This is a genomic window from Rhizobium sp. BK602, from assembly GCF_014195095.1.
In the GTDB taxonomy this organism is placed as follows: Bacteria; Pseudomonadota; Alphaproteobacteria; order Rhizobiales; family Rhizobiaceae; genus Rhizobium.
In genome coordinates, this window is the sequence record NZ_JACIBC010000004.1 from 587,087 (window position 1) to 611,387 (window position 24,301).

The 24,301-nt window shown below is 62.5% G+C and carries 23 protein-coding genes; 15 read left to right on the forward strand and 8 right to left on the reverse strand.

Annotation, left to right across the window (positions count from 1 at the left end):
- Positions 1-70: 70 nt before the first annotated feature.
- A complete protein-coding gene (locus tag FHX11_RS16325) occupies positions 71-1,024 on the reverse strand; it encodes a LysR family transcriptional regulator (protein WP_184358681.1) in 954 nt (317 codons plus the stop codon).
- The gene (locus tag FHX11_RS16330) at positions 1,011-1,922 is read right to left on the reverse strand and encodes an alpha/beta hydrolase (RefSeq protein WP_184358682.1); all 912 of its coding nucleotides are present in this window, start codon (positions 1,920-1,922) and stop codon (positions 1,011-1,013) included. The genes FHX11_RS16325 and FHX11_RS16330 overlap by 14 nt, the downstream gene beginning before the upstream one ends.
- 15 nt (positions 1,923-1,937) lie before the next feature.
- Here FHX11_RS16330 and FHX11_RS16335 point away from each other — a divergent pair, with 15 nt between their 5' ends.
- The 14 genes from FHX11_RS16335 (at position 1,938) to FHX11_RS16400 (ending at position 15,455) form a co-directional block, all read left to right on the forward strand.
- Positions 1,938-2,294, forward strand: coding sequence for a hypothetical protein (locus tag FHX11_RS16335; protein ID WP_184358683.1), 357 nt, complete (start codon positions 1,938-1,940; stop codon positions 2,292-2,294).
- A 32-nt stretch (positions 2,295-2,326) separates the two neighbouring features.
- Positions 2,327-3,805: a sugar ABC transporter ATP-binding protein gene (locus FHX11_RS16340; RefSeq protein ID WP_184358776.1), complete on the forward strand. Its 1,479-nt coding sequence runs from the start codon at positions 2,327-2,329 to the stop codon at positions 3,803-3,805.
- Positions 3,806-3,850: 45 nt separating this feature from the next.
- Positions 3,851-4,855, forward strand: a complete 1,005-nt coding sequence (locus FHX11_RS16345; protein WP_184358684.1) for an ABC transporter permease — start codon at positions 3,851-3,853, stop codon at positions 4,853-4,855.
- A 97-nt stretch (positions 4,856-4,952) separates the two neighbouring features.
- On the forward strand, positions 4,953-5,942 hold the full coding sequence (locus FHX11_RS16350) for a substrate-binding domain-containing protein (RefSeq protein WP_184358685.1): 990 nt from the start codon (positions 4,953-4,955) through the stop codon (positions 5,940-5,942).
- 73 nt (positions 5,943-6,015) lie between these two features.
- Complete coding sequence (locus FHX11_RS16355) at positions 6,016-6,789, forward strand: SDR family oxidoreductase (RefSeq protein WP_184358686.1); 774 nt, start codon at positions 6,016-6,018, stop codon at positions 6,787-6,789.
- 32 nt (positions 6,790-6,821) lie between these two features.
- Positions 6,822-7,814, forward strand: coding sequence for a dihydroxyacetone kinase subunit DhaK (locus FHX11_RS16360; protein WP_184358687.1), 993 nt, complete (start codon positions 6,822-6,824; stop codon positions 7,812-7,814).
- 10 nt (positions 7,815-7,824) lie between these two features.
- On the forward strand, positions 7,825-8,466 hold the full coding sequence (gene dhaL, locus FHX11_RS16365; RefSeq protein ID WP_184358688.1) for a dihydroxyacetone kinase subunit DhaL: 642 nt from the start codon (positions 7,825-7,827) through the stop codon (positions 8,464-8,466).
- Between the two features lie 229 nt (positions 8,467-8,695).
- A complete protein-coding gene (locus tag FHX11_RS16370; RefSeq protein ID WP_184358777.1) occupies positions 8,696-10,720 on the forward strand; it encodes a bifunctional sugar-binding transcriptional regulator/dihydroxyacetone kinase subunit DhaK in 2,025 nt (674 codons plus the stop codon).
- A 62-nt stretch (positions 10,721-10,782) separates the two neighbouring features.
- Complete coding sequence (dhaL, locus tag FHX11_RS16375; protein WP_184358689.1) at positions 10,783-11,424, forward strand: dihydroxyacetone kinase subunit DhaL; 642 nt, start codon at positions 10,783-10,785, stop codon at positions 11,422-11,424.
- 217 nt (positions 11,425-11,641) lie between these two features.
- A complete protein-coding gene (locus tag FHX11_RS16380; RefSeq protein WP_184358690.1) occupies positions 11,642-11,989 on the forward strand; it encodes a hypothetical protein in 348 nt (115 codons plus the stop codon).
- A 371-nt stretch (positions 11,990-12,360) separates the two neighbouring features.
- On the forward strand, positions 12,361-13,722 hold the full coding sequence (locus FHX11_RS16385; protein WP_184358691.1) for a TadE/TadG family type IV pilus assembly protein: 1,362 nt from the start codon (positions 12,361-12,363) through the stop codon (positions 13,720-13,722).
- Positions 13,719-14,249, forward strand: coding sequence for a TadE/TadG family type IV pilus assembly protein (locus tag FHX11_RS16390; protein WP_184358692.1), 531 nt, complete (start codon positions 13,719-13,721; stop codon positions 14,247-14,249). Before FHX11_RS16385 ends, FHX11_RS16390 begins: the two co-directional genes overlap by 4 nt.
- Before the next feature lies 1 nt (position 14,250).
- The gene (locus FHX11_RS16395) at positions 14,251-14,832 is read left to right on the forward strand and encodes a TadE/TadG family type IV pilus assembly protein (protein WP_184358693.1); all 582 of its coding nucleotides are present in this window, start codon (positions 14,251-14,253) and stop codon (positions 14,830-14,832) included.
- Between the two features lie 143 nt (positions 14,833-14,975).
- Positions 14,976-15,455, forward strand: coding sequence for a GNAT family N-acetyltransferase (locus FHX11_RS16400; protein ID WP_184358694.1), 480 nt, complete (start codon positions 14,976-14,978; stop codon positions 15,453-15,455).
- 190 nt (positions 15,456-15,645) lie between these two features.
- Here the strand turns inward: FHX11_RS16400 and FHX11_RS16405 are convergent, their stop codons facing one another.
- From FHX11_RS16405 to FHX11_RS16425, 5 genes are all read right to left on the reverse strand, one after another.
- Positions 15,646-16,059 (reverse strand): hypothetical protein, encoded by a 414-nt coding sequence (locus FHX11_RS16405; protein WP_184358695.1) that lies wholly within the window; start codon positions 16,057-16,059, stop codon positions 15,646-15,648.
- 165 nt (positions 16,060-16,224) lie between these two features.
- On the reverse strand, positions 16,225-17,238 hold the full coding sequence (locus FHX11_RS16410) for an MBL fold metallo-hydrolase (protein WP_246781029.1): 1,014 nt from the start codon (positions 17,236-17,238) through the stop codon (positions 16,225-16,227).
- 121 nt (positions 17,239-17,359) lie between these two features.
- Positions 17,360-20,434: an efflux RND transporter permease subunit gene (locus FHX11_RS16415; RefSeq protein WP_184358696.1), complete on the reverse strand. Its 3,075-nt coding sequence runs from the start codon at positions 20,432-20,434 to the stop codon at positions 17,360-17,362.
- Entirely contained in the window at positions 20,431-21,513 is a 1,083-nt protein-coding gene (locus tag FHX11_RS16420) for an efflux RND transporter periplasmic adaptor subunit (RefSeq protein WP_184358697.1), read from the reverse strand. The genes FHX11_RS16415 and FHX11_RS16420 overlap by 4 nt, the downstream gene beginning before the upstream one ends.
- Positions 21,510-22,589, reverse strand: coding sequence for an efflux RND transporter periplasmic adaptor subunit (locus tag FHX11_RS16425; RefSeq protein ID WP_184358698.1), 1,080 nt, complete (start codon positions 22,587-22,589; stop codon positions 21,510-21,512). The genes FHX11_RS16420 and FHX11_RS16425 overlap by 4 nt, the downstream gene beginning before the upstream one ends.
- A gap of 129 nt (positions 22,590-22,718) precedes the next feature.
- Between FHX11_RS16425 and FHX11_RS16430 the strand changes: the two genes are divergently transcribed.
- Entirely contained in the window at positions 22,719-23,357 is a 639-nt protein-coding gene (locus tag FHX11_RS16430; RefSeq protein WP_184358699.1) for a TetR/AcrR family transcriptional regulator, read from the forward strand.
- Here the strand turns inward: FHX11_RS16430 and FHX11_RS16435 are convergent.
- Entirely contained in the window at positions 23,317-24,267 is a 951-nt protein-coding gene (locus tag FHX11_RS16435; protein WP_184358779.1) for a fatty acid desaturase, read from the reverse strand. The genes FHX11_RS16430 and FHX11_RS16435 overlap by 41 nt on opposite strands.
- Between the last annotated feature and the right edge of the window lie 34 nt (positions 24,268-24,301).

The window sequence follows — 24,301 nt, forward strand, 5'->3', positions numbered from 1 at the left end:
AACAATGATTACGTCTCCCATGCCGTAAAGGCATGGTTCGGCAACCTCCGGGACATTACCGGGCGAGGCTTCAAACCAGAGGGGGTAAATGCGCCAATCTGCGGGAGAGAATCTCGATCAGCTTGCGCAGATTGGCCGAATGCGGCCGCCGGCGATTCCAGAGGACCGAGACCTGGAACTTCGGGGCATTCTCGATCGGCCTGACGACGAGATTGCTTCCCATGGGGCCGAGAGTCGTCAGGCGATCGACGAGGACGATGCCCATCGCCTCGTTGGCCAGCGCGAGCGCGGTATCGGAAAAGCGTGCGACGGCGCGCGTGGTGACCTTGACCCTTGCGCGTCCGAGAAAGCCGTCGACAGCGTTCTGGTGCACGCCGCCCGGCGCGAAGGCGATGAAGTCGGCGCCGGCAAGATCGGTGGCGTGGATCAGGGCCTGACGGGCGAGCGGGTGATCCTTGGGGATGACCGCGACCAGATCGACGCGCCCGACATGCTCCACCGCGATCAACGGATGATCCGGCGACGCGAGTGTGACGATCGCTTCGCCGCGGCCGGCGATCAGATAGTCCTCGATCTGGTCGACGGGCAGGACATCGAAGAAAAGTTCGATCCCCGGCACTTCGACCGAGAGCGTGCGCAGCGCCTGCGGCACCAGCGCGCGAGCGACGCTCGCCGTCGAGCCGGTGCGGAAAACGGCTGTCTCGCCACGGGCGATGCGGCCGATCTGGGTGCCGACGCCAGCCAGCTGCCGGATCAGCGGATCGATTTCCGCATGGATCTCCAATGCCTCGGAGGTCGGCACCAGGCCGTTGCGGTCCCTCGCGAAGAGGGCGATGCCGAGCAGATCCTCGATGCGGCGGATGGTGCGGCTGAGGGCCGGCTGGGAAATATTCAGAACCTTGGAGGCGCCGGTGATCGAGCGCGCCTGCATCACGGCATGGAACACCTCGATTTGCCGCAGGCTGAGCAGGGTTTCGGTGGCCGGCGGCCCGGCGGAAGCGCCCGCATCGTCATCGCGCGTCATCGGCGGTCTTCTTCAGGAAGGGCAGGAGAGCGGCCAGAACCTCGTCGGCAGCGGTTTCGGGCAGCAGGTGGCCGCCACCGATGCCGATGCCCTGGATATCGTCCGCCCAGTCGGCCCATATGTTCATCGGCTCGCGGCCGCCGCCATACAGCCGCCCTTCTTCCCACAGGACAAGGACGGGGGCGCGGATTTTCCGGCCCGATGCGCGGTCGGCACGATCGTCGGCATCGTCAATCGTGGCGCCGGCCCTGTAGTCCTCGCACATGGCGTGCCGCACCTCCGGTCTGTCGAAGGCCGCCCGATAGTCCTCCAGTGCCAGCGGGTGAAGCTTGTCGATGCCGATCGCCATCTTGTCGAGGGTCAGATCGATCAGGAAGCGCGGGTCTGCCGCCATGAGTTTCTCCGGCAGCGGCGCCGGCTGCGCCATCATGAACCAGTGCCATGCGCCCATGCCGAAGGCCTTGTTGGCGCCCTCCCACATTTCCGGCGTCGGCACCACCGTCACCGAAACCAGCGCTGCGACCGCTTCCGGATAGTCGAGCGCCATGCGGTAGGCGACACGGCCGCCGCGGTCATGGCCGATCACGACGTAGCGGTCATGCCCGAGGGCCTTCATCATCTCATGCAGGCATCTTGCCATGCGGCGCTTGGAGCCCGCGCCATGCGTGTCGCCGAGGAGAAGGCTGTCGCCATAGCCGGGCAGATCTGGAACGATCACCCGATGGGAGGCGGCGAGAACCGGCGCGATGCGATGCCAGGTGGATCGCGTTTCCGGATAGCCATGCAGCAGCAGGATCGCCGGCCCGCGACCGCCGGCCAATAGGGCCAGTTCCGCCTCGGCGGTCACGATGCGGCTATCCTCGAAACCGGGGAAGAGCGAATTCACGGGTCTGTGCATGGTTTGATAATTCCGTTGCTGGAAGAGGTCGTCGTCGCGGCGACCAAACCAGTTTATATCGCGGCCCGCAATCCATGGCGTCAATGGATCGCTGGGCTCAGCACGCTCAGAAAGCATCCGAGACTTGAGGCCCGCCAAAGGATGATCCGCCAGCCGGGCGGTCCCAGTTCCCCTCATTCTCACCACAAGACCATCGTTTCCGGGCCGATTGCCCGCCACGTTCCGTCGCGACCGCAGCCCTGGCGACAGCGGCATTCGGGCTGTCGAGACGCGCTCGCGATTTATGTTTTCAATGCATTGTTGACATTTGTCGATTCATCTCCGAATATTGTCAACATCGGCGCCCGGAGGACAACTGGTGGCGTTGAATGACCTCATCGCGAGATGAGGAGGGAGGAAAGAACGTGGAATTCCTGCTGGAAGTGGAGGGGCTTCAGAAGTCCTTTGGCGGCGTGGCCGCGCTACGCGACGGCCGCCTGCAGCTGCATGCCGGTTCGGTGCATGCGCTGTGCGGCGGCAACGGCGCCGGCAAGTCCACCTTCCTCAAGATCCTCATGGGCATCCATGCGCGCGATGGCGGCTCCATTCGCCGCCGCGGGCAGGAGGTGGTCTATTCGACGCCCGCGCAGGCATTGGCCGCCGGCATCGCGATCATCGAGCAGGAGCTGAGCCCGATCCCGCATATGTCGGTCGCCGAGAACATCTATCTCGGCCGCGAGCCGGCGGCGCGTTTCGGCGGGATCGACTTCAAGACGATGAACCGCAACGCTCAGGCGCTCCTGGACGGGCTCGGCTTCGACATCCGCGCAAGCCAGTTCATGATGAATCTTTCCGTTGCCCAGGTGCAGCTCGTCGAGATCGCCAAGGCGCTCAGCCATGATGCCGAAGTCATCTTCATGGACGAGCCGACTTCGGCCATCGGCGAAAAGGAAGCCCAGCACCTGTTCGCCACGATCGAGCGCCTGAAGGCCGCGGGAAAGGGCATCGTCTATGTCTCCCACCGGCTGTCGGAGATTTTCCAGATCGCCGATTCCTACACGGTTTTCCGCGACGGAAGCTATGTCGGCAGCGGCGGCCTTGCCGATATCGACAGGCCCGAACTCATCCGCATGATCGTCGGTCGCGAGCTTGGCGAGGAATATATCAAGACCAATAGGCCGACTGATATCACCGGCTTCGAGGTCCAGGGCCTGACGGCGCCGGCAAAGATCGAGGATGTCTCCTTCAGCGTGCGCAAGGGCGAGATCCTCGGCATTTACGGCCTGATGGGGTCCGGCCGCACCGAGATCTTCAATTGCCTTTTCGGGCTGGACCGCCCGTCGGCGGGCAGCGTCAAGCTGGAGGGACAGGCGATCCGCGTCGCCAGGCCGGCCGACGCCATGGCGCATGGGCTTGCCTTCGTCACCGAGGACCGCAAGCTCACGGGCCTCAACCTTTCCGACAGCGTGCGCAACAATATCTGCCTGGCAAGTCTGCCCGAGATGAGCCCGCGCTTTGCGATGGACCGCGACGGGGAGGCCGCCGCCAGCCAGGAGATGATCCGGCGTTTCGGCATCAAGGCCGCGCGGGATTCGATGGCGGTGTCGGGGCTTTCGGGCGGCAACCAGCAGAAGGTGGTGCTCGGCAAATGGTTCCTGCGCAAGCCGAAGGTGCTGCTGCTCGACGAGCCGACCCGCGGAGTCGATGTCGGCGCCAAACGTGAAATCTATCGCATCATCTGCGATTTCGCCGCCGAAGGCGGGACGGTCGTCATGATTTCGTCGGAGATCGACGAGGTCCTCGGCATGTCCGACCGCATCCTGGTCATGCGCCAGGGCCGCTCCGTCGGGATCTATCGCAGGGAGGAGACGGACGCGCAGTCGCTCGTTCACCTGTCCACCTAGCGGACAGGCAAGCAGCACGACGTCCGGCAGAGAAAGGGAATGCAAGTGTCCACCACAGAAAACAATTCGCCCGGCACCTGGCTTGGTTCGGACCGGCGCAGGCTGATCATCCAGGAATACGGCATCTTCCTCGCCTTCCTGCTGCTGTCCGTCATCCTGTCCTTTTCCAACGAATATTTCCTGACGCCGGGCAACATATCGAACGTCCTGCTGCAGACCTCGATCAACGGCGTTCTGGCGATCGGCATGACCTTCGTCATCCTGACGCGCGGCATCGATCTTTCTGTCGGGTCGGTGGTCGCCCTTGCCGGCATCGTCGCCGCCAGTTTCGCGACATCGTCGGCGACGGCGGGCATTGCCGGTGCGCCCTATTCGCCACTCATCGCGCTTCCCGTCGGGCTATTGGTCGGCATTGCCTGCGGCGCGGTGGTGGGCCTCATCGTGTCGCGTTTCGCCGTGCCAGCATTCGTGGCCACGCTCGGCATGCTGTCGGCGGCGCGCGGATTGACGCTGATCTATGGCGGCGGCAAGCCGGTTCCCGCCCTGACGCCGGCATTCCGCTTTATCGGCACCGGCGATATCCTCGGTATCCCGATGCCGGTCGTGCTGCTGGCGATCGTCTTTCTCGTCTCGTGGTGGGTGCTCAACCGAACACGCTTCGGCCGCTACATCTATGCGGTCGGCGGCAACCCGCACGCCGCCAATACGTCTGGCATCAATGTCAGCCGGCTGCGCTTCTCCGTCTACGTCATATCGGGCGGGCTTTCGGGGCTTGCCGGCATGATCCTGTCGGCGCGCACCGGGTCCGCCCTGCCGCAGGCCGGCATCGCCTATGAGCTCGACGCGATCGCCGCCGTGGTGATCGGCGGCACCAGCCTTTCGGGCGGTGTCGGCCGGGTGACAGGAACCCTTATCGGCGCGCTCATCATCGGCGTCATGAACAACGGCTTGGACCTGATGGGCATCCAATCCTACTACCAGCAGGTTCTGAAGGGCGCCCTGATCGTCGGCGCCGTCATGCTCGACCAGAAGCGTAATCAGGGCGCCTGAAACGCTCACCGCATCCATTGCCATTCGGGTGTGCCGCACCCGAAACCCTGCCGTGCGCCGTCGTGGCGACCGGAAATCTCAAAGGAGGAGAACGATAATGAAGAAACTATTGATCGCCCTTGCCGCCGCGACCGCGCTTCTGGCCTCGCCGGCGCTCGCGCAGGACAAGAAACTCAAGATCGGGGCAGCGCCCTACGGCCTCAACGCCGAATTCATGCAGATCTGGTCGGCAGCACTCAAGGAACATCCCGCCGTCAAGAGCGGCGAGGTCGAGCTGACGGTCTTCGACGGCCGCTATGATGCCCTGGTCCAGCAGGAGCAGTTCAACACGATGATCACGCAGAAATTCGACGCAATCATCTTCGTGCCGATCGACATCGAGGCCGGCGCGACCGCCGTGCAGGCCGCCACCGATGCCGGCATTCCGGTCGTCGGCTCGAACACGCGCGTCAATTCCGACCTCTTGTCGGCCTATGTCGGCTCGGACGACACGATCTCCGGCTACATGGAAGCCAAGACCGTTCTCGACAAGATCGGCTGCAAGGGCAACGTCGTCATCCTCGAAGGGCCGATCGGCCAGTCGGCGCAGATTTCGCGGCTCGAAGGCAATAAGAAGGCGCTCGCCGAATGCCCCGATGTCAAGATCATCGAGGACCAGACGGCCAACTGGTCGCGTGCCGAGGCGCAGACGCTGATGGAAAACTGGCTGACGTCGCATCCGGGCCAGATCAACGGCGTCATCGGCCAGAATGACGAAATGGCGCTCGGCGCGATCGAGGCGATCAAGGCGGCCAAGCTGAACGTCAAGGATTTCGCCATCGCCGGCATAGACGGCATCACCGACGCGCTGCATGCCGTCAAGGACGGCACGATGACCTCCATCCTCCAGGATGCGAGGGCACAGGCCCAGGGCGCGATGGATCTCGCCATCTTCAACGCCAAGAAGGGCAGCTACAAGCCGGAATCCGACATCTGGGCCCAGTATCCGGACATGCCGTTCAAGGACGGCAAGGAGAAGAACTACAATGTGCCCTGGACCCCGGTGACGAGCGAAAACGTCGATAAGCTGCTCGAAACCCGCAAGTAAGACATCGCCATGCGGGGCGGCATCGTCGCCCCGCCCATCGCCCCAATCGAGGCCCAATCGAGGCTTGTGCAACATGACCGACAAAGCTCCAGACATTGACTTGACCTTCCCGCTGACCGGCAAGGTCGCCCTCGTGACCGGAGGGGCCTCCGGCATCGGCGCCGCCATCTCCGCCGCCTTCGTCGCCAAGGGCGCCAAGGTTGCCGTTCTCGACATCAACGCGGATGTCGCCGCCGCCAAGGCAGCCGAGCTCGGCGCCAATGCCAGGCCCTTCGTCTGCGACGTCTCCAACCCGCAATCGGTCGATGCCGCCGTCGCCGCCGTCCTTGCCGCCTTCGGCGGCATCGATATCGCGGTCAACAGCGCCGGCGTGGTGTTCCTCGCTCCGGCCGAGGCGCTTTCGCTCGATCACTGGGACAAGACGATCGACATCAATCTCAAGGGCAGCTTCCTCGTCACCCAGGCCGTCGGCAAGGCGATGATCGCCGCCGGCAAGGGCGGCAAGATCGTCAATCTCGCCTCCCAGGCCGGAACCGTCGCCATCGAGGAGCATGTCGCCTATTGCGCTTCGAAATTCGGCGTCATCGGCATGTCCAAGACCTTCGCGGCCGAATGGGGCAAATACGGCATCCGCGTCAATACGATCTCGCCGACCATCGTTCTGACCGAACTCGGCAAGAAGGCCTGGGCCGGAGAAAAGGGCGAGGCTGCCAGGAAGCGCATTCCGGCCGGCCGTTTCGCCTTTCCGGAAGAGATCGCCGCCGCCGCCGTGTTCCTCGCGTCGGCTGGTGCCGACATGATCAACGGCGCCGACCTGCTGGTCGATGGCGGCTATACCATTCTCTGAGCCCGGCGCTCGGACATCGCATAGGAGATATCATGCAGCGGTTCATCAACAATCCCGACTTCGTGGTCGACGACACCGTCAAGGGTTTCGTCAAGGCACATGCCGATATCGTCCGCCTGGCGGACAATCCGCGCGTCATCGCCGCGAAGGATGCGCCCCAGGCCGGCAAGGTCGGCGTGGTGACGGGCGGCGGCTCCGGCCATGAGCCGGCCTTCATCGGCTATACCGGCAGGAACATGCTCGACGCGGTCGCGGTCGGCGAACTCTTTTCGTCTCCGACGGCCAAGAGCTTCCATGACGCCATCCGCGAGGCCAATGGCGGCAAGGGGGTGATCTGCCTTTACGGCAACTATGCCGGCGACAACATGAATGTGAAGATGGCGATCAAGCTCGCCGCCAAGGACGGCATCGAGGTGGCGACGGTCGTCGCCAACGACGATGTCTGCTCGGCGCCGCCGCAGGAGCGCGAAAAGCGCCGCGGCGTCGCCGGCGAGATCTTCATGTGGAAGATCGGCGGGGCAAAGGCGGCGACCGGCGCGACGCTGGAGGAGGTCCGGCTCACGGCGCAAAGGGCGATCGACAATTGCCGCTCGATCGGCGTCGGCCTCGGCCCCTGCACGCTGCCGGCCGTCGGTCACCCGAATTTCACGATCGAAGCGGGGACGATGGAGGTCGGCATCGGCCATCACGGCGAGCCGGGCGTGCGCGTCGAGCCGTTGAAATCGGCCGAGGAGGTTGCCAGGGACATGTGCCAGATCGTCCTCGACGACCATGGCCTGCCGGCCGGCACTGACGTCGCCGTGCTGGTCTCCGGCCTCGGCGCCACGCCGCTCAACGAACTCTATATCCTCAACGATACGATCGAGACCGAGATCACCCGTCGTGGCTTGACGATCCACAGGACCTATGTGGGCAATTATTTCACATCGCTGGAAATGGTCGGCGCGACGCTGACGGTCATGGCGCTCGATGACGAGCTGAAAGAGCTGCTGGACGTCGAAACGCGCTGCACGGCGCTGCTATAGGGGGCTGACAATGCAGACATTCGACAACAAGGCCGCCGGCGGCATCGTGCTTGATATGGCCGACCGGATCATCGAAAACCGCGCCTATCTGAGCGAGATCGACGGCAAGATCGGCGACGGCGACCACGGCGTCAACATGGCCAAGGGTTTCGGCATGGCGGCCGAGCGGCTGAAGGGCAAGGACTTGTCGCTTGCCGCGTCGCTGGAGACGCTCGGAACCCTGCTGATGACGGAGATCGGCGGGTCGATGGGGCCGCTCTATGGCGTCATGTTCACCGAATTCGCCGAGAAGCTCGAAGGCATCGATCAGATCGACGCCGCCGCCTTCAGCCGCATGCTGCATGCCGGCCTCGAAGGCATCCAGTCGATCGGTTCCGCCAAGGTGGGCGACAAGACCCTTCTGGACACCCTGGTTCCGGCGGTGGAGGCCTTCGATGCTGCGACCGCTTCCGGTCAGTCCTTCGCGGAGGCATTGAACGCGCTGGTCGCCGCAGCCGAGAAGGGCCGTGATTCGACAGTCAATCTCGTGGCAAAGATCGGGCGTGCCAGCCGCCTGGGCGAGCGTTCGCTCGGTGTGCTGGATGCGGGAGCGACCTCATGCGCCATCATTTTGAAGGAACTCTCGCTCGGCGCCCTGAGCCGGCTTCAATAGCGCTTGAGGGCGAGACGCAAGGCAATCTCCCGAGACAGCGCGGCCGGATCGTGTCACGGCCGGCCGCGCGCCGCCTGTCTTTGTCCGAGGAGAACATTGCAAAGGCGCGGCGTTGCTTGCATCTTCCGAGGTCGAAACCGAGGGTGCGCAGGAATTGACGACAAGCAAGATTTCTCAGACTGGAAAAGCCCAGGCCAGCAAGGTCGGCACGATCGAGATTGCCGATTCGATGCCGCTGCGTTTTGGCGACGATCCCTATGTGTGGGCCTGCTGGCTCTATTATGAGGAGGGTCGCACGCAGGGCGACATCGCCGATATCATGGGGATATCGCGGGCGACGGTGAACAGCTATCTCGCCGATGCGCGCAGCCGCGGCATCGTCAATATCTCGCTTGAGCCCGCGCGCTTGAGTTCGCTTTCGATCGCGCAGGAACTGAAGCGGCATTTCGGTCTTGCCGACTGTCTCGTGGTTCCGAGCGACGATGGATCGCGTCCCCTGATCGACCGGCTTGGCGCGGCCGGCGCGCAGGCCACGGCGAAGCTCTTGAAGTCGGGCGATACGCTGGCCGTTGCCTGGGGACGCACCGTACTGGCGATTGCCGGCAATACCTCCGTCCCCAATCTGCAGGACGTGACCATCGTGCAGGCAACGGGAGGCACGCGGGCAAGCTTTGCCTACACGCCGGAACTTTGCGCATCGGCGCTTGCCAATGCCGTCAACGCCAAGCTCATCAACATCTCCGCCCCGGCCATCGTTTCCAATGCCGGCGTGCGCTCGGCCCTGCTGGAAGAGCCGCTGATCGAGGAACAGTTCGCGGCACTGTCCCGTGCCAACAAGGCGCTGTTCGGCATCTCGTCGCTGCGCCCCAACTCCACCATCCATACCAGCGGCTTCTTCGAATCCGTTTCCATTCAGGACTATCTGGCGAAGAATGCGGTGGGCGTCGTCGCCGGCCGTTTCATCGACGCGCAGGGCCAGGCCGTCGCCGGGCCGCTCGATGAGCGGACGATCGGCATATCGCTGGATATGCTGAAGGATATCGACATGCGCATCGCGGTCGCCGGCGGCTTCGACAAGGTGCCCGCGATCCTCGCAGCGCTCAGAGGCGGCTATGTCAATGTCCTGATTACCGATGCCGCCACCGGGCAGGGCATTCTGAATGCCGACGGCGTCACGGAATTCGGCCAGAAGCACGGCCAGCGCGCGCGGGCCGAAAATGCCAATCATCCGCCCGGCCATTTCCGAACGCACATCAAGAAATTCCTCAACGATCCCGACAATGTCGTCGAGGAGATGCTGGATGGCGTCATCTCGGCGCATCAGTCGCATATCGTCCCGATCAAGGGGTCCAACCGTGCGCTGGTCGCCAGAACCGGACCCCGCGCCGGCAAGGTCGGCCTCGTCATCGGTGGCGGCACCGGGCACGAACCCTGTTTTCTCGGTTATGTCGGCAAGGGGCTCGCCGACGCCGTCGCGGTCGGCAATATTTTCTCGTCGCCTCCTCCAGGACCCATCCTGGAATGTGCCCGCGCCGCTTCCGGCGGGCAGGGCGTTCTCTTCGTCTATGGAAACTATGCCGGAGACGTGATGAATTTCGAAATGGCCGCTGAAATGGCGGAGGACGAAGAGATCAGGGTCCGCACGGTGCTGACGACGGACGATATCGCCTCCTCGCCGGTCGAGGATCGCGAGGGACGGCGCGGCGTCGCCGGCAATTTCTTCGTCTTCAAGATCGCCGGCGCGGCCTGCGACCGCGGTCTCGGTCTTGCCGATTGCGAGGCCGTGACCCGCAAGGCGAATGCGCGGACTTTCACCATGGGTGTCGCGCTCGAGCCCTGTTCATTGCCGCAGACCCGGCGGCACAATTTCGAGATCGGTCCGGACGATATCGAGATCGGCATGGGCATTCATGGCGAGCGTGGCGTTGTTCGTGACAAGATGATGAGCGCCGACGAGATCACCGACCGGGTCATGGACCGTATCTTCGCGGAGATGAAGGCTGCGGCCGGCGATCGCGTCGCGGTGCTGATCAATTCCTTCGGCGCCACGCCGCTGATGGAGCTTTATATCCTGTTCCGGCGGGTCCGGCAGCGCCTGGCCGCCAAGGAAATCCAGATCGAGGCGAACTGGGTCGGGCATTATTGCACCTCCCTGGACATGGTCGGCGCATCGATTTCCATCCTGCATCTCGATCAGGAACTGACGGAATTGCTTCACCACCCCTGCGATACGGCATTTCTCAGGGTGGGATGAGCTCGAAAACGAGAACCAGACAGCGGATGAACCGTGTGAGCGTGCTTTTGGGAGGAACACACATGTCGGAAAATGGAGCCCGTCGGCTGAGCCGCATGTTCCAGCTGATTTCCATCGCCATCAATGCGGAGAAGGACCGTCTTTCGGATCTCGACGGCGCAATCGGCGATGCCGATCATGGAATTACCATGTCGTTGGGCTTTGCGGCCGTCAACAGCGGCCTTGCAAGGCTCGATCTCGATCATGCGCTGCCATCCGAAGTCCTGACGGTTGCGGCCTCCGCCTTCCTGGATGCCGTGGGCGCATCGACCGGTCCTCTGTACGCGACGGGCTTTCGCAGGGCGGCGCAGGCCCTCCGGCAGAATGAGGAGCTTTCGCCAGCGGGCCAGGCCGCGATCGTCGAGGCGATCACGCTCGGCATCAAGGAGCGCGGCAAGGGTCAGCGCGGCGACAAGACCATGCTGGATGCATGGATTCCGGCCGCCGAGGCCGCCGTCGATGCGCGCTCGAAATCGCTCGGCGCCCGGGACATGTGGACCGGTATTCTCGATGCGGCCGAGGCCGGGGCCGATTCGACGCGGTCGATGGTTGCGGCGCGGGGGCGGGCGGCAAGACTCGGCGAGCGTTCGCTCGGGCATATCGATCCCGGTGCCGCTTCGGCGGTCATCATTCTGAATGCCATGAAGGATGCTTTTTCAAGCTGAGCGATCGCGCCGAAGGGCCAATCGGTTGTGTGAAAAAGGTTTTTAAGGGTTGCCTTACACAAAGGCCGCCACAATTCCCTGCTATCTGCTAGTATGATCGGGTGGGATGGAATGTTCTCGTCGATAAGGGAATGGATGAACGGTTCGTTCGGGTCGCGTTCATAAAAGGCGCCGTATCGTCCGTTCACGCTATCGACATGACAGAAGGAGCGAGGGAATGTTTGGACGTTTTGCACGAGTTTCCTACATTGCGTTGATCGGCCTTGCCGCGACGCAACTGATACCGACCGCCGCCATGGCGCAATATTACGACGATCCGGGTCCGCCGCGCTGGGACCGCCGTCAGGACCGGGATTGGGACCGCCCGCCGCCGCGCGACTGGGATCGGGACCGGGATCGTGGTTGCAGCCGGCGTGATCTGATGGAAGCCGCGCGCGCCGAAGGCTTCCGCCGCATCGATTCGGTGCAGTCGAACGGCCGACGCATCGTCGTTCGCGGCTGGAACGACGGCGGCCCGGATCGCATGGTCTTCGCCAATCGGCGCGGCTGCCCGGCTCTGAACTGATAGACGCAACGCTTGCGGGCGATCTGCCGTACCGGGCGCTCGAGCGCACTGACACGAGAACGCCTCCGCCGGGTCATTCCGGCGGAGGCGTTTTGCCGTCTTATGAGGCTCTCTGGTTTTGAAGCGGAGCGGAGGATACGGATTTGCCGCGCCTTGTTGTTTGATGCTCTTTATTCATGTCATGAAACATAATTTTCATGAAATAATATATAGATATACTAAGATACAAAATGCGAAATTATGTACGATTTGCGCATAAAACGAGGATACTATAGTACAGTTTTCGAGGCGGGATGCGGAACTACATGAGGAATTAACCTTTTCCTGCCCGTGATAAGCGTCACTATTTTTTATTTACGTGACGGTGTTTCTTGCGATTGGGTTTTTCAGGTTTAGCCAAGCTATTTCTCGCAGCCTTCCGTTCCTCGCTGAAGGATAGGCAAGGCAATGTCGCGATCGTGGTCGCCCTCACCCTGGTTCCGATGATCCTCGCCGTCGGCGCGAGTTTCGACTATATCCGCGCCTACAATGCCAAGCAGAGCATGCAGAGCGATCTCGATGCGGCCCTGATCGCCGCGGTCAAGGAAATCGACAACGACGATGCGACTGCCCTCAAGCAGAAGGTCTCCGACTGGTTCCACGCGCAGGTGGAGAGCAGCTATACGCTCGGCGATGTCGAGATCGACACCACCAGTCATCGCATTACGGCAACGGCGAGCGGCACGGTCCCGACGACCTTGATGAAACTTGCCAATATCGATACGGTTCCGATCAGCGTCGGCAGCGCGGTCAAGGGACCGTCCACCTCCTATCTCAACGTCTATATCGTCATCGACAGATCGCCCTCGATGCTGCTGGCGGCAACGACGGCGGGTCAGCAGGCGATGTATAATGGCATTGGATGCCAGTTCGCCTGTCATACGGGTGATACGCACAAGATCGGCAAGACCACCTATACCAACAACTATCAATATAGTTCCGAAAAAGGCATCAAGCTGCGTGCCGACGTTGCCGTCGATGCCGTTCTGCAAGTGATCGGTCTGATCAATGAAGCCGACGAAACGCATCAGCGGATCAAGGTCGGCCTGTATAGTCTGGGCGATACGATTACCGAGGTTTTGGCGCCGACCCTGGATACCACCACTGCGAAAACGCGCCTGCAAGATCCCACCGCCGGTCTCACCAGCGCGACATCGACGACCTATACCTATTTCGACGTCTCTCTGGCGGCACTGAAGACGAAAGTCGGCACCGGCGGCGACGGCTCCTCTTCGGCGACGCCACTGAAATTGGTCCTTCTTCTGACGGACGGCGTTCAGTCGCAGCGCGAATGGGTGACCAGCGGTGTGACATGGACGAACGGTGTCCCGAGCAACGGGCCATACTGGAAAAAGGTGGCGCCGCTCAATCCGGATTGGTGCGGCTATATCAAGAACCAGTCGGCCACCATGGCGGTTCTCTATACCGAATATCTGCCGATCACGACGGACTGGGGATATAATGCAACCGTCGGCTCGACCATGGCGAGCGCCAGCTGGAAAAGCACTTGGGGCGGAACCATGGACAGCGGTGTTTCCACAAGCATCACGCGGCGGGACTATATCCCCTATGCGCTTGCCGACTGCGCCTCTTCGAAAAGCCTGTTCATGTCGGCGGCATCGTCGGATGAGATCACGGCGGGCCTGTCGGCGCTCTTCACCCAGTATCTCGCCTCCGTTCGGTTGACCCAATGAGGCGGGCCGGACCATTTGCTTCCCTTGGCCGACTGCTCGCCGATCGCAAGGGCGTGGCCGCGATCGAATTCGCGCTGCTCGCCCTGCCGCTCTTCATCCTGATCTTCACGATCATCGAAGTGTCGCTGATGTTTTTCGTCAATTCGGCACTGGATGCCTCGGTCCAGAAGATCTCGCGGATGATCCGCACCGGCGAGGCCGCGTCGTCGAAGATTTCCTTGACCAGCTTCAAGGCCAAGATCTGCAACGACATGCTCCTGTCCTTCGGATGTTCTGACAATCTCGTGGTCAAGGTGGACGTGTTGTCCGACATCTCCACCGTTGCCGGCACCGATCCGATCGACAGCAGCGGCAAGCTTGCCGTCACCGAGACCTACAATATCGGCAAGGGCACCGACTATATCCTCGTGCAGGCCTTCCTGCCGTGGAATGTCGTGGTCAACTATTTCTCCCTGTCGAACGCCAAACTATCCGATGGCCGCTATCTGCTCGGTTCTTCCGCTCTGTTCCGCAACGAGCCTTTCTGAGATGATGACGAAACGGAACATATGCCTCCATTGCCTCGCCAAGGGCTTCCGTCGTTTCGGGCGGGATCGGTCCGGCACATCGGGCGTCGAGTTTGCCCTGATATTGCCGATCCTGCTGTTGCTGATCGTCGGAACAATCGATCTCGGCCACGCGCTCACCGTCAGCCGCAAGATCGATGAGATCGCTTCCACCACCGGCGACATGATTTCGCAGCAGGGCACATGGACAAAGACCGATGTCGCCAAGCTTCTGACCGGTGCCAGTTTCATCCTTCAGCCTTACGACACCACCGGGCTTACGATCACGGTCGCCGTCGACGATATCAGCAGCAGTGGCAGCGCCACCGTCAACTGGTCGGCTGCGTTCAATACGACCGCCCTTACCGCCGGTACGACGAGCACGATCGCGGTGCCTGCCGCCATACAGGAAACCGGCGTCCAGATCATCCTGACGAGGGTGCAATATAAGCTGACCACCCCGGTGTCGGCGCTGTTTGCAAGCGTGACCGGATCGGATGGCTATACATTCGATCGCCATTTCTTCAACCGGCCGAGGGTCGGCAATACCGTCACCTATAAATAGGCGACATGGCGATGCCGCCGCTTGTAACGCCATCCCGGCTTGACTCGGCCGCTCCATAGACGTAGCCGCAACGGCATGATTTTCGTGAGCATCCCTGCGTGTACCCTGCATGCGGCGATAGATCAGGCGGCGGAGAGATCCAGATGACGATTAGCATACGTCCGGCGGAACGCGCCGATGCGGAGCTCATTTTGCGCTTCATTCGCGAGCTGGCCGAATATGAGAAGGCTTTGCACGAAGTCGAGGCAACGTCGCGATCCATCGAGGAATCCCTGTTCGGTCCCGGGTCGGTTGCCCATGCCGTCATTTGCGAGGTCGACGGCGAGGCGGCCGGTTTTGCCATCTGGTTCTACAGCTATTCCACCTGGCTTGCCCGCAACGGGCTCTATCTCGAAGACCTTTATGTCACCCCGCAAAGGCGTGGCTCGGGAGCAGGCAAGGCGCTGCTGAAATATCTGGCCAGGCTTGCCGTCGAGAAGGGTTGCGGCCGCTTCGAATGGAGCGTGCTCGACTGGAACGAACCGGCCATCCGGGTCTATCGCGCCATCGGCGCCGCGCCCCAGGACGAATGGGTGCGCTACCGGCTGGAAGGCGACGGGTTAAAGGCTTTCGCCGCGGACTAAAGCGCGCCGCGATCTTTCAGATTCGCGTCTCGCGCTTTAGGTCTTCGATCTTGCGCATGTCGTTCCCGCAAGGCCGCTGCACTTTTCCTGAAATTGCTCCGGGATGCCTGGGCGTCGCATAAGCAACGCCGCATTGGCAGCGGATATCCCATCCCGCCGCCGGCTTGGATGGTTCCGATCGCGTCGCTTTTTACTGCGATACGGAATTGACGATATTGCAGAGGCCGGTCCTCACCACATTGTTCGAGGTGACCTGGCCGACCTGGATATCGAACATGGCGTCGACACGCACGCCGGCACCCTTTTGGCGCGCCACCACTCTCAGGGTCTGAAGACGGCCGGAGCCGCTGGTGTCCTGATAGGCGTCGATGGCGGAGAGTTCCCGGTTAACCTCGATGCCGGAAAAGCCTTCCGCCGCGACTGCCTGGGCCAGCGTTTTCAGAACCGCCGCAGCCTTCGCCTTCGGATATTCCTGCCAGGTCTTATAGCTGACGGCCGTGACCATCGGCACGCCGCTGACCTTGAAATTGCTCTCGCAGGACGCCGCCTCGGCCACGCCGGCCGACAGGCCGAGCGCCATCAGAATTCCAATCGCCTGTTTCATAATTCATCCTCGTGTGAATCTTGTCGCGCGGGACGATACACGACATGCGATATTATAGAAAGACAAATATTCACTACATGGTTGTGTATTGCTGCAAGCCCCTGTGGCTGTCACTCTCGGCCCTTCAAGCGTCCGATATGGCTCGTTACTGGCGGGCCTGCACCTTCAAAGATCGAACTGATAGCTCGCCGGAACATAGCGGTAGCCGACATCCATTTTTTCGACATAGCCGAGAGAGGGATAGGGCATGTGATAGCCGATGAAGGGCACCCGGTCCGCGGCGATCATGTCGAATACTTTCCCGCGACTTTGCGCGGCCTGCTCCTTGTCGAGATCGAAGGCGACGTGCCAGTCCGGCCGCTGCAGGGAGGCGACGTAGTGGTTTGCCGTGTCGGCGGTCAGGACCAGCCGCTTGCCGGCCGATTCCACATGAAAGATCATGTGGCCGGGCGTGTGCCCATGGGCGGCCATAGCCGTGATGCCGGGCAGGACCTCCTCACCATCGCCGATGAGGGTGGCATCCTTGGCGAGCGGCGCCACTTTGGTTTTGGTCAGGGTCGCCACCTGTGCGGTCGGTCCCGACAGACGCTCCGGCGCGGTCCAGAAATCATGCTCGACCTTGCCCATGACGTAGCGCGCCTTCGGAAAGCTCGGCTTGCCCGCTTCCGTCAGGCCGCCGACATGGTCGGGATGGAAATGGGTGATGACGACTACCGTGACATCGTCGGGCGAATAGCCCGAGGCCTGCAGCCGCTCGCGCATCTTGCCGAGACCGCCGCCGCGAGCACCTTCGCCAAGGCCGGTGTCGAAGAGCACGAGATCCTTGCCGGTGTGAATGAGCGTGGGGGTGAAGCCGTTCGCAAAGCGGTCGGCAGGCAGGAAGTTCGCCGCCATGAGCTCGCTCACCGCTTCCGGCTGCTGGTTCGCGCCGAATGTCGGATAGGGGCCGTCGCCGACGCGGATGCCGTCGGAGATGGTGGTCACCTCGAAAGTTCCGAGCTTGAAGCGGTGGAAGGCTGGTGCCTCGGTGCCGGCCTGAGCGACATCGGCATGGGCGGCGCGAACCATGATCTGCGGCATGGCGAGGCTCGCCGCTCCAGCGAGGCTAAGCTTGAACAGGGAACGGCGATCGGTCGAAAGGGTCATCGTCTTCAGCTCGCTTTGGTGATGGTCACCCATACTTTTCCGGCAGAGTTGTCCGCCGAGCAAGCGTTTCACGCGAATTTGACCGGAATGCCGATTACGGGTTGCGTCGATCCGCGCCGTCCTTTTGGGCGCGGCGCGGATCGTGTCGTCTCTTTTAGGCCGGTGTGTGCGGCGTTGTCGGTTCCTGCGCGGTTTCGCGCGGTATGCGGAACCAGGCGACATAGAGCGCCGGCAGGAACAGCAGCGTGAGTACGGTGCCCACCACGATGCCGCCCATCATGGCATAGGCCATCGGCCCCCAGAACACTTCGCGCGAGATGGGGATCAGGGCGAGCGTGGCCGCTGCCGCCGTCAGCATGATCGGCCGCATCCGGTGTTCGGTCGCCTCGATCACGGCCTGCCAGGCACTGACCCCCGTTTCCCGCAAATGCTCGATCTGCACGACGAGAATGACCGAGTTTCGGATCAGGATGCCGATCAGCGCCAGCACGCCGAGGATCGCCACGAAGCCGAGCGGCGCGTTGCTCATCAGAAGGGCGGCAACCACGCCGATGAGGGCGGTGGGCGCGACCGCGAAGACCAGGAACAGCCGGCTGAAGCTCTGCAGCTGGATCATCAGGATCGTCGCCATGATGAAGATCATCATCGGGGCGACGGCCGCGATCGGTCCCTGTGCCTTGGCGCTTTCCTCGACGGCGCCGCCGACCACGACCGAATAGCCGACCGGCAGCGTCTTCTTGAACTGCTCGACCTTCTCGTCGAGCTGCTGGACCACGGTCGCCGGCTGGATGGCGCCGACGACGCCGGCCTTGATCGTGATGGTCGGAATGCGCGCGCGGCGCCAGATGGTCGGCTGCTCCAGCTCGTAGCGGAAGGTGGCCACGGCCGAGAGCGGAACCGATTTTCCGTTCGAGGCCGGCAGCTGCAGGTTCTGCAGCGTCTCGATGGAACCGCGTTCCGCCGTCTGGGCACGCCCGATCACATCGATCAGGTAGATGTCGTCGCGGATCTGGGTCGTGGTCGATCCCTCGACGATGCCGTTGAGCGCGGTGGCGATGTCTTCGGAGGAAACGCCGAGCTGACGCGCCTTGTCCTGCAGGACGTCGACCTTGACGACGCGCGCCGGCTCGTTCCAGTCGAAGATGATGCCGGTCAGCGACGGGCTGGCGCCCATGATTCCCGCGAAATCCTGCGCCACGCTGCGGACCTTCTGGATGTCGGGGCCGCTGATCCTGTATTGAACCGGCTTGCCGACTGGCGGGCCGATGTCGAGCAGCTTCACGAAGGCATCCGTCCCCGGGAAGGTCTTCCGCAGATAGTCCTGAAGCTCCGCCTGCACCTTGTCACGCACGTCCAGCCCCTTCGTGACGATGACCGTCTGGCCGAAGGTCACGTCGGGCGTCTGTACGTCGAAGGACAGGATGAAACGTGGCGCGCCCTGGCCGATATAGCTCGACCAATGATCGATGCCCGGATTGTTCGCCAGCATCTCCCGCTCGAACTGTGCCATCTGTCGGTTCGTTTCGGTGATGGAGCTGTTATGCGGCAGATTCCAGTCGACGATCAGCTCGGGGCGGTCCGAAGACGGGAAGAACTGCTGCTGCACATAGCCCATGCCGAAGAGGGAAAACCCGAAGGCGGCGACGGTCAGCGCAATGGTGACCCAGCGGAAGCGCAGCGCGAGTGTCAGGGCGCGCGAGAACAGCGAGCCGAACCAGCCCTTCTTCTCGTGATGCTTCTTCATCGTCTTGGGCAGGATCGTCACGCCCAACAGCGGCGTGAACAGCACCGCCACGATCCAGGAGACGAGCAGCGACACCGCGATCACGACGAAGAGGGTGAAGGTGAATTCGCCGGCGGCGCTGTCGTTGAGGCCGATCGGGATGAAACCCGCGACGGTAACGAGTGTGCCGGTCAGCATCGGGAAGGCCGTCGACGTATAGACATAGGTCGCCGCCTTGCGCAGGTCGTCGCCGACCTCCAGGCGCGCCACCATCATCTCGACCGCGATCATGGCGTCATCGACCAGGAGGCCGAGCGCGATGATGAGGGCGCCGAGCGAGATGCGCTGCAGCGAGATGCCGGAATAGGCCATCACCACGAATGTGATGGCAAGGACGAGCGGGATGGAGATCGCAACGACCAGGCCCGCCCTCAGGCCGAGGCTTATGAAGCTGATGGCAAGCACGATGGCGATCGCTTCGAAGAGGGCGCGGGTGAAACCGGAGACGGCTTCGTCGACCACGGCTGGCTGGTCCGAGACGCGATGAACCTCGACGCCGATCGGCAGGTCGTCGACGATCTCGTCGACCTTCTTTTCCAGCGCCTTGCCGAATTCCAGCAGGTTGGCGCCCTGCTTCATGCCGATCGCCACGCCGATGGCCGGCTGGCCATTGACGCGGAAGAGCGATGATGGCGGGTCGACATAGCCGCGCTTGATCGTCGCGACATCGGTCAGCGGGAAGAAGCGGTCGTTGACCCTGAGATTGATCGATCTCAGGCTTTCTTCCGAACTGAACTGCCCACCCACCCTGAGCGCGATGCGCTCGGGCCCGGCCTCGACGAAGCCGGATTGCGTCACGGCATTCTGCGCCTGCAACGTCGAGATGATGGCGGATCGGTCGATGCCCATCGCCGCGATCTTGCGGGTCGAGAATTCCAGATAGACCGCCTCGTCCTGCGCGCCGATGATGTCGACCTTGCCGATATTCGGGACGGTCAGAATGCGGGCGCGCGCGTCCTCGACGCGATCGCGAAGCTGTCTCTGGGTGAGACCGTCGCTGGTGAAGGCGAAGATGTTGCCGTAGACGTCGCCGAAGCGGTCGTTGAAGAACGGGCCGACGACACCCGAGGGGAAATTGCCCTTGATGTCGGCGATCATGTTGCGGACGCGCACCCAGGTGCTCTCGACATTCTTGGCCTTCGTCGTCGGAAGCAGGTTGACGAAGATGGTCGTCTGTCCCGCGACGGTTTCACTGCGGGTATAGTCGAGAGATTCCAGCTCCTCGAGCTTCTTCTCGATACGGTCGGTCACCTGTTTGGTCACTTCCTCGGCGGAAGCTCCCGGCCATTGCGCCTGGATGACCATGGTCTTGATGGTGAAGGAGGGGTCCTCTTCGCGGCCCAGCCCCAGATAGGAGAAGGTGCCGGCGAGAATGAAGACGATCATGAAGTACCAGACCATCGAACGGTGTTCGAGCGCCCAGTCGGAGAGGTTGAAGGTCTTCAAAGTTGATTCTCCTGCGTAAGTTTGACCTTCTGGCCTTCGCTCAGATGGTGAACGCCCGCTATCGCGACATGATCGCCGACCTTGAGCCCGTCGAGGATTCGCACCCGGTCCGGATCGTTGAAGGCATGATCGAGGGTGACGAGCTTGCGCGATACCGTCGCCTTGTCGGTATCGATCACCCAGACGCCCGGTTGGCCGTCCTTTTCCAGAATGGCGGTCGAGGGGAGCGAGATGGTCGGCTCGGCGTTGACGACGGCGCTTGCGGTAATGATCGAGCCCAGGCGGAAAGCATCCGGCGGGTTGACGAGCGTGATCTTGGTGCGCCGGGTGCGGGTGATGGCCTCGGCTTCCGGGGCGATTTCCCTGACGACGCCGGTCACCCGGATGGTCGGGTCTAGCTGCAGGGCGATCTCGAACGGCGAGCCGGGCTTCAGCCCATCGAGGCTTGCCTCGGGAATGTCGATGACGGCTTCGCGCACGTCCGGGCGCGCAACGGTCAGGACGGTCTGGCCGGCGGAGACGACCTGGCCGACTTCGGCCGAGGTCGCCGTGACCACGCCGTCGAATTCCGCCTTGAGCTGCGCATAGCCGAGCTGCTCTTCCGCCTTGGCCAGATTGGCCTGCGACTTGGCGACGGAAGCGACGGCCGACTTTTGCGCCTGCTCGGCGCTTTCCAGAGCGGCCTCGCTGCCGGAGCGGGATTCGGCGAGCGCGCGCTGGCGCTCTTCCGAGGCGGAGGCATTGGTCAATTGTGCCTGGCTGTTGGAAAGATCGGCGCGGGCGCTGCGAACGGCGAGTTCCAGCGAAAGCGGATCGATGGCGGCGACCACCTCGCCCTTGGTGACGAGATCGCCGACATTGACCTCACGGGCGATGACGCGCCCGAGGACGCGGAAGCCGAGATCCGTCTCGATCCGCGGTTCGATCGTGCCCGGCAGCTGCAGGCTGACGACCGGTTCGGACTTGACGACCGTCGACAGCACCGGCCGGACCTTCTGCTCGGCCTCGGCCGGCTTGTCGCAGGAAGACAGCATGGATGCCGTCAGCAGCAGGGATACCGCAATCAGGGGATATTTCATTTCGCGGCCTCCTCGCTGCGGTTCACGCGCTGGCCGGCACGCAGGAACTTGCCGCCTTCGACGACGACGGTTTCATCCGGCTTCAGGCCGCCGCTGACGGCGAATTGCCCGGTTTCATATTCCGCGACCTGAATCTTGCGCAACGAGACCTCGTTCGTCGCGGGATCGACGATCCATACGGCCGGCTGGCCCGAGGCCGATGCCATGGCGCTCCAGGGAAGCAGGATGGCTTCGGCGGAAGGCTTGGTGAAGGTGCCGGCGACGGCGGCTCCAAGCGGCATGTTGGCGTTGCCGTCCAGCCCGACCTTGACCCTTATCGTGCCGGTGGCGGAATCGATGGTCGGCGATATCTCCCGTATCGTGGCGGAGACCTGCCTCGGCGTGCCTGAAAGGAGGGATACCTCGACCCGGCTGTCAGGCTGCTCCCGCAGGAAAAGCGATTCAAACACGTTGAAGACCGCGTCGCGCGGTCCGTCATGGGCAAGTGTGAAGATCGATTGCGCAGCCTGCGCCACCTGGCCGACCTCGGCATTGCGTTCGGTGATGATGCCATCCGCATCGGCGCGCAATTCCGTATAGGACAGCGCGTCCTTGGCGGTCTCGAGCTGGGCTTTGGCGGATTCCTCCGAACCTTGCGCGGTCAGGAGCGTCTCGCGCGCGGTGTCATAGGCGGCCCGCGTCGTGACCTGGTTCTTGAAGAGGCTTTCCTGGCGGGTCGCTGCCAGCTGAGCCTGGGTCAGCTGCGCTTCGGCCGCCTGAAGGCTCGCGGTCGCGACATCGACATCGGCCTGCTGCTCCTCGGCATCTATCTTCGCCAGCAGGTCGCCGGCCTTGACCTTGGCGCCGACATCGACGGTCCGCTCGATGATCCGTCCGCTGACGCGGAACGAAAGCTCGGATTCGATGCGGGCCTTCACTTCGCCGGTGACGGTGGTCTGCGCGGTCGGCGTGCTGATCTTTGTCTCGATGGTTCTGACGTTTTGTGACGTCGGTGCGGCGGGCGTGTCTCTCTGATCGCAGGACGATATCGCCAGCGTCAGTGTGAGCAACCCCATGATGGCTGCCGATCTAATCATTCATCCCTCGGGCGCGGATTTTACGGTTGTGCATGCCTATTATTATTGACTGACTGACTAGTCAATGAAATAATCTGTTACAATTGAGATTGTTATATCAGAATTCCCTAAGAAGAAGGAGGAGGTCCGATGCCGGCGAAGAAGCAGGTGGGGCCACGGGCGCAGCGCAAGGCGCAGCGTCCTCAGGAAATCCTTGAGGCGGCCTTTGAGGAGTTCGTCGAGCGGGGCTATGTGGCGACTCGCGTCGAGGACATTGCGAGCCGTGTCGGCGTCACCAAGGGGACGATCTATTTCTATTTCGACACGAAGGAACGGCTGTTCGAGGAGATGATCCGTCACATCTCCGTCCCCTTCGCCGATATCAGCGCCTATGCAAGAAGCCTTACCGGCCCCTATCCCGAGCGGCTCAGAAAGTTCCTTCGCCTGCTTTACGATCTCATCGTCCTGGACCGGAATACGAGAGAGCTGCTGCGCTTCGTCATCACGGAAGGATCACGCTTTCCGCAGGTTCTGGATCGTCACCATGAGGAATTCATCGCGCCGATGAAGGAAGCGACGAGGAATCTCTTCGAAGCCGCCGTCGCCGCCGGCGAATTCCGCGACGGTCCGGCAATCAAGATCCCGGATGCCGCAATCGGGGCGACGATGATGCTATCGGTGATGCAGATGATCTTTGCCGATCGCATACCGCAGGACGTGGACGCATTTTTCGAGGCGCATGTGGACGTCATTCTGCATGGGTTGCTGGCAAAGGATTGCGCGGTCTGAACTCGGCGTCGCCAGCCCACACGGCGTCGCGGCGCAAAACCGGATGGGCCACGGGCTCCTTGGCCCGCAGCGCGTGGGCGCGCGCTATCTCCAGATAGCTGCCATAGACATAGCCGCCATTGCGGCGAATCCAGTCGGCCCGTTCGTGCCGGTAGACCTCGGGGAGCCGATACCATGGAATGCGAGGCAGCTTGTGATGCACGAAATGCAGGTTGTTGTAGAGAAACAGCGGCGCGAGAACAGAACGCTCGACGATGATGGTGCGCCCTTCCGGGCTCTCGGACCATTGGTGCTCGCAATAGGAACGCACGGCAAGCAGCGCGAGCCCCAGATATCCTGCCGTGCCCGCGTAGAGCCAGATCGGCACGCCGAAGGCGAACTGCACGAGGAGGATGACGGGCACGAGGCCAAGACCGTGCTTGACCCAGGCATCGCGCGTCCTGGCGTCGCCCCGCGCGATGCGCTTCCATTCGGCGCGGGTGAAGCCGGCAACATTGAGCGGCGGCCCGAGAAGCACCCGCCCCAGCAGGGTGTTGTTCGCCCTCAGGAGCAGCTGCAAAAGCCGCGGCAGGCGCAGCCAGTCGAAAAGAGCGATGTAATAGCTTTCCGGATCGTCATGCGGGTCGGTCAGCCGTTCGTCGAGGTGATGCTGCAGATGTGTGCGTTTGTAGCTGCGAAAGGGATAGAAAAGACCGATCGGCAGGAAAACCAGGGCTTCGTTCAGGCGCGCGCTGCGCGTGGGATGGCCATGCAGCACCTCATGCTGGAGGGAGGAGTGGAAAGCGACGGCAATGCCCATGACGATCAGTGCCAGTGCCGGCAATCGAGGATAGAGCCAGAGCCCGGCGGCCAGCCACAACCCGTAGCAAAGCACCAGCAATGCCAGTGTCGGCCATTCCGTCTGTGCCATGGGTCGGTATTCGGCGGGCGAGAAGGAGGAAAGG

Excerpts from the sequence above, each read along its gene's own strand:
- FHX11_RS16325 (WP_184358681.1), bottom strand. The coding sequence starts at position 1,024 with ATGACGCGCGATGACGATGCGGGCGCTTCCGCCGGGCCGCCGGCCACC.
- FHX11_RS16330 (WP_184358682.1), bottom strand. The coding sequence starts at position 1,922 with ATGCACAGACCCGTGAATTCGCTCTTCCCCGGTTTCGAGGATAGCCGC.
- FHX11_RS16350 (WP_184358685.1), top strand. The coding sequence starts at position 4,953 with ATGAAGAAACTATTGATCGCCCTTGCCGCCGCGACCGCGCTTCTGGCC.
- FHX11_RS16355 (WP_184358686.1), top strand. The coding sequence starts at position 6,016 with ATGACCGACAAAGCTCCAGACATTGACTTGACCTTCCCGCTGACCGGC.
- FHX11_RS16360 (WP_184358687.1), top strand. The coding sequence starts at position 6,822 with ATGCAGCGGTTCATCAACAATCCCGACTTCGTGGTCGACGACACCGTC.
- dhaL (WP_184358688.1), top strand. The coding sequence starts at position 7,825 with ATGCAGACATTCGACAACAAGGCCGCCGGCGGCATCGTGCTTGATATG.
- FHX11_RS16370 (WP_184358777.1), top strand. The coding sequence starts at position 8,696 with ATGCCGCTGCGTTTTGGCGACGATCCCTATGTGTGGGCCTGCTGGCTC.
- dhaL (WP_184358689.1), top strand. The coding sequence starts at position 10,783 with ATGTCGGAAAATGGAGCCCGTCGGCTGAGCCGCATGTTCCAGCTGATT.
- FHX11_RS16380 (WP_184358690.1), top strand. The coding sequence starts at position 11,642 with ATGTTTGGACGTTTTGCACGAGTTTCCTACATTGCGTTGATCGGCCTT.
- FHX11_RS16390 (WP_184358692.1), top strand. The coding sequence starts at position 13,719 with ATGAGGCGGGCCGGACCATTTGCTTCCCTTGGCCGACTGCTCGCCGAT.
- FHX11_RS16395 (WP_184358693.1), top strand. The coding sequence starts at position 14,251 with ATGATGACGAAACGGAACATATGCCTCCATTGCCTCGCCAAGGGCTTC.
- FHX11_RS16400 (WP_184358694.1), top strand. The coding sequence starts at position 14,976 with ATGACGATTAGCATACGTCCGGCGGAACGCGCCGATGCGGAGCTCATT.
- FHX11_RS16405 (WP_184358695.1), bottom strand. The coding sequence starts at position 16,059 with ATGAAACAGGCGATTGGAATTCTGATGGCGCTCGGCCTGTCGGCCGGC.
- FHX11_RS16410 (WP_246781029.1), bottom strand. The coding sequence starts at position 17,238 with ATGGGTGACCATCACCAAAGCGAGCTGAAGACGATGACCCTTTCGACC.
- FHX11_RS16420 (WP_184358697.1), bottom strand. The coding sequence starts at position 21,513 with ATGAAATATCCCCTGATTGCGGTATCCCTGCTGCTGACGGCATCCATG.
- FHX11_RS16425 (WP_184358698.1), bottom strand. The coding sequence starts at position 22,589 with ATGATTAGATCGGCAGCCATCATGGGGTTGCTCACACTGACGCTGGCG.
- FHX11_RS16430 (WP_184358699.1), top strand. The coding sequence starts at position 22,719 with ATGCCGGCGAAGAAGCAGGTGGGGCCACGGGCGCAGCGCAAGGCGCAG.
- FHX11_RS16435 (WP_184358779.1), bottom strand. The coding sequence starts at position 24,267 with ATGGCACAGACGGAATGGCCGACACTGGCATTGCTGGTGCTTTGCTAC.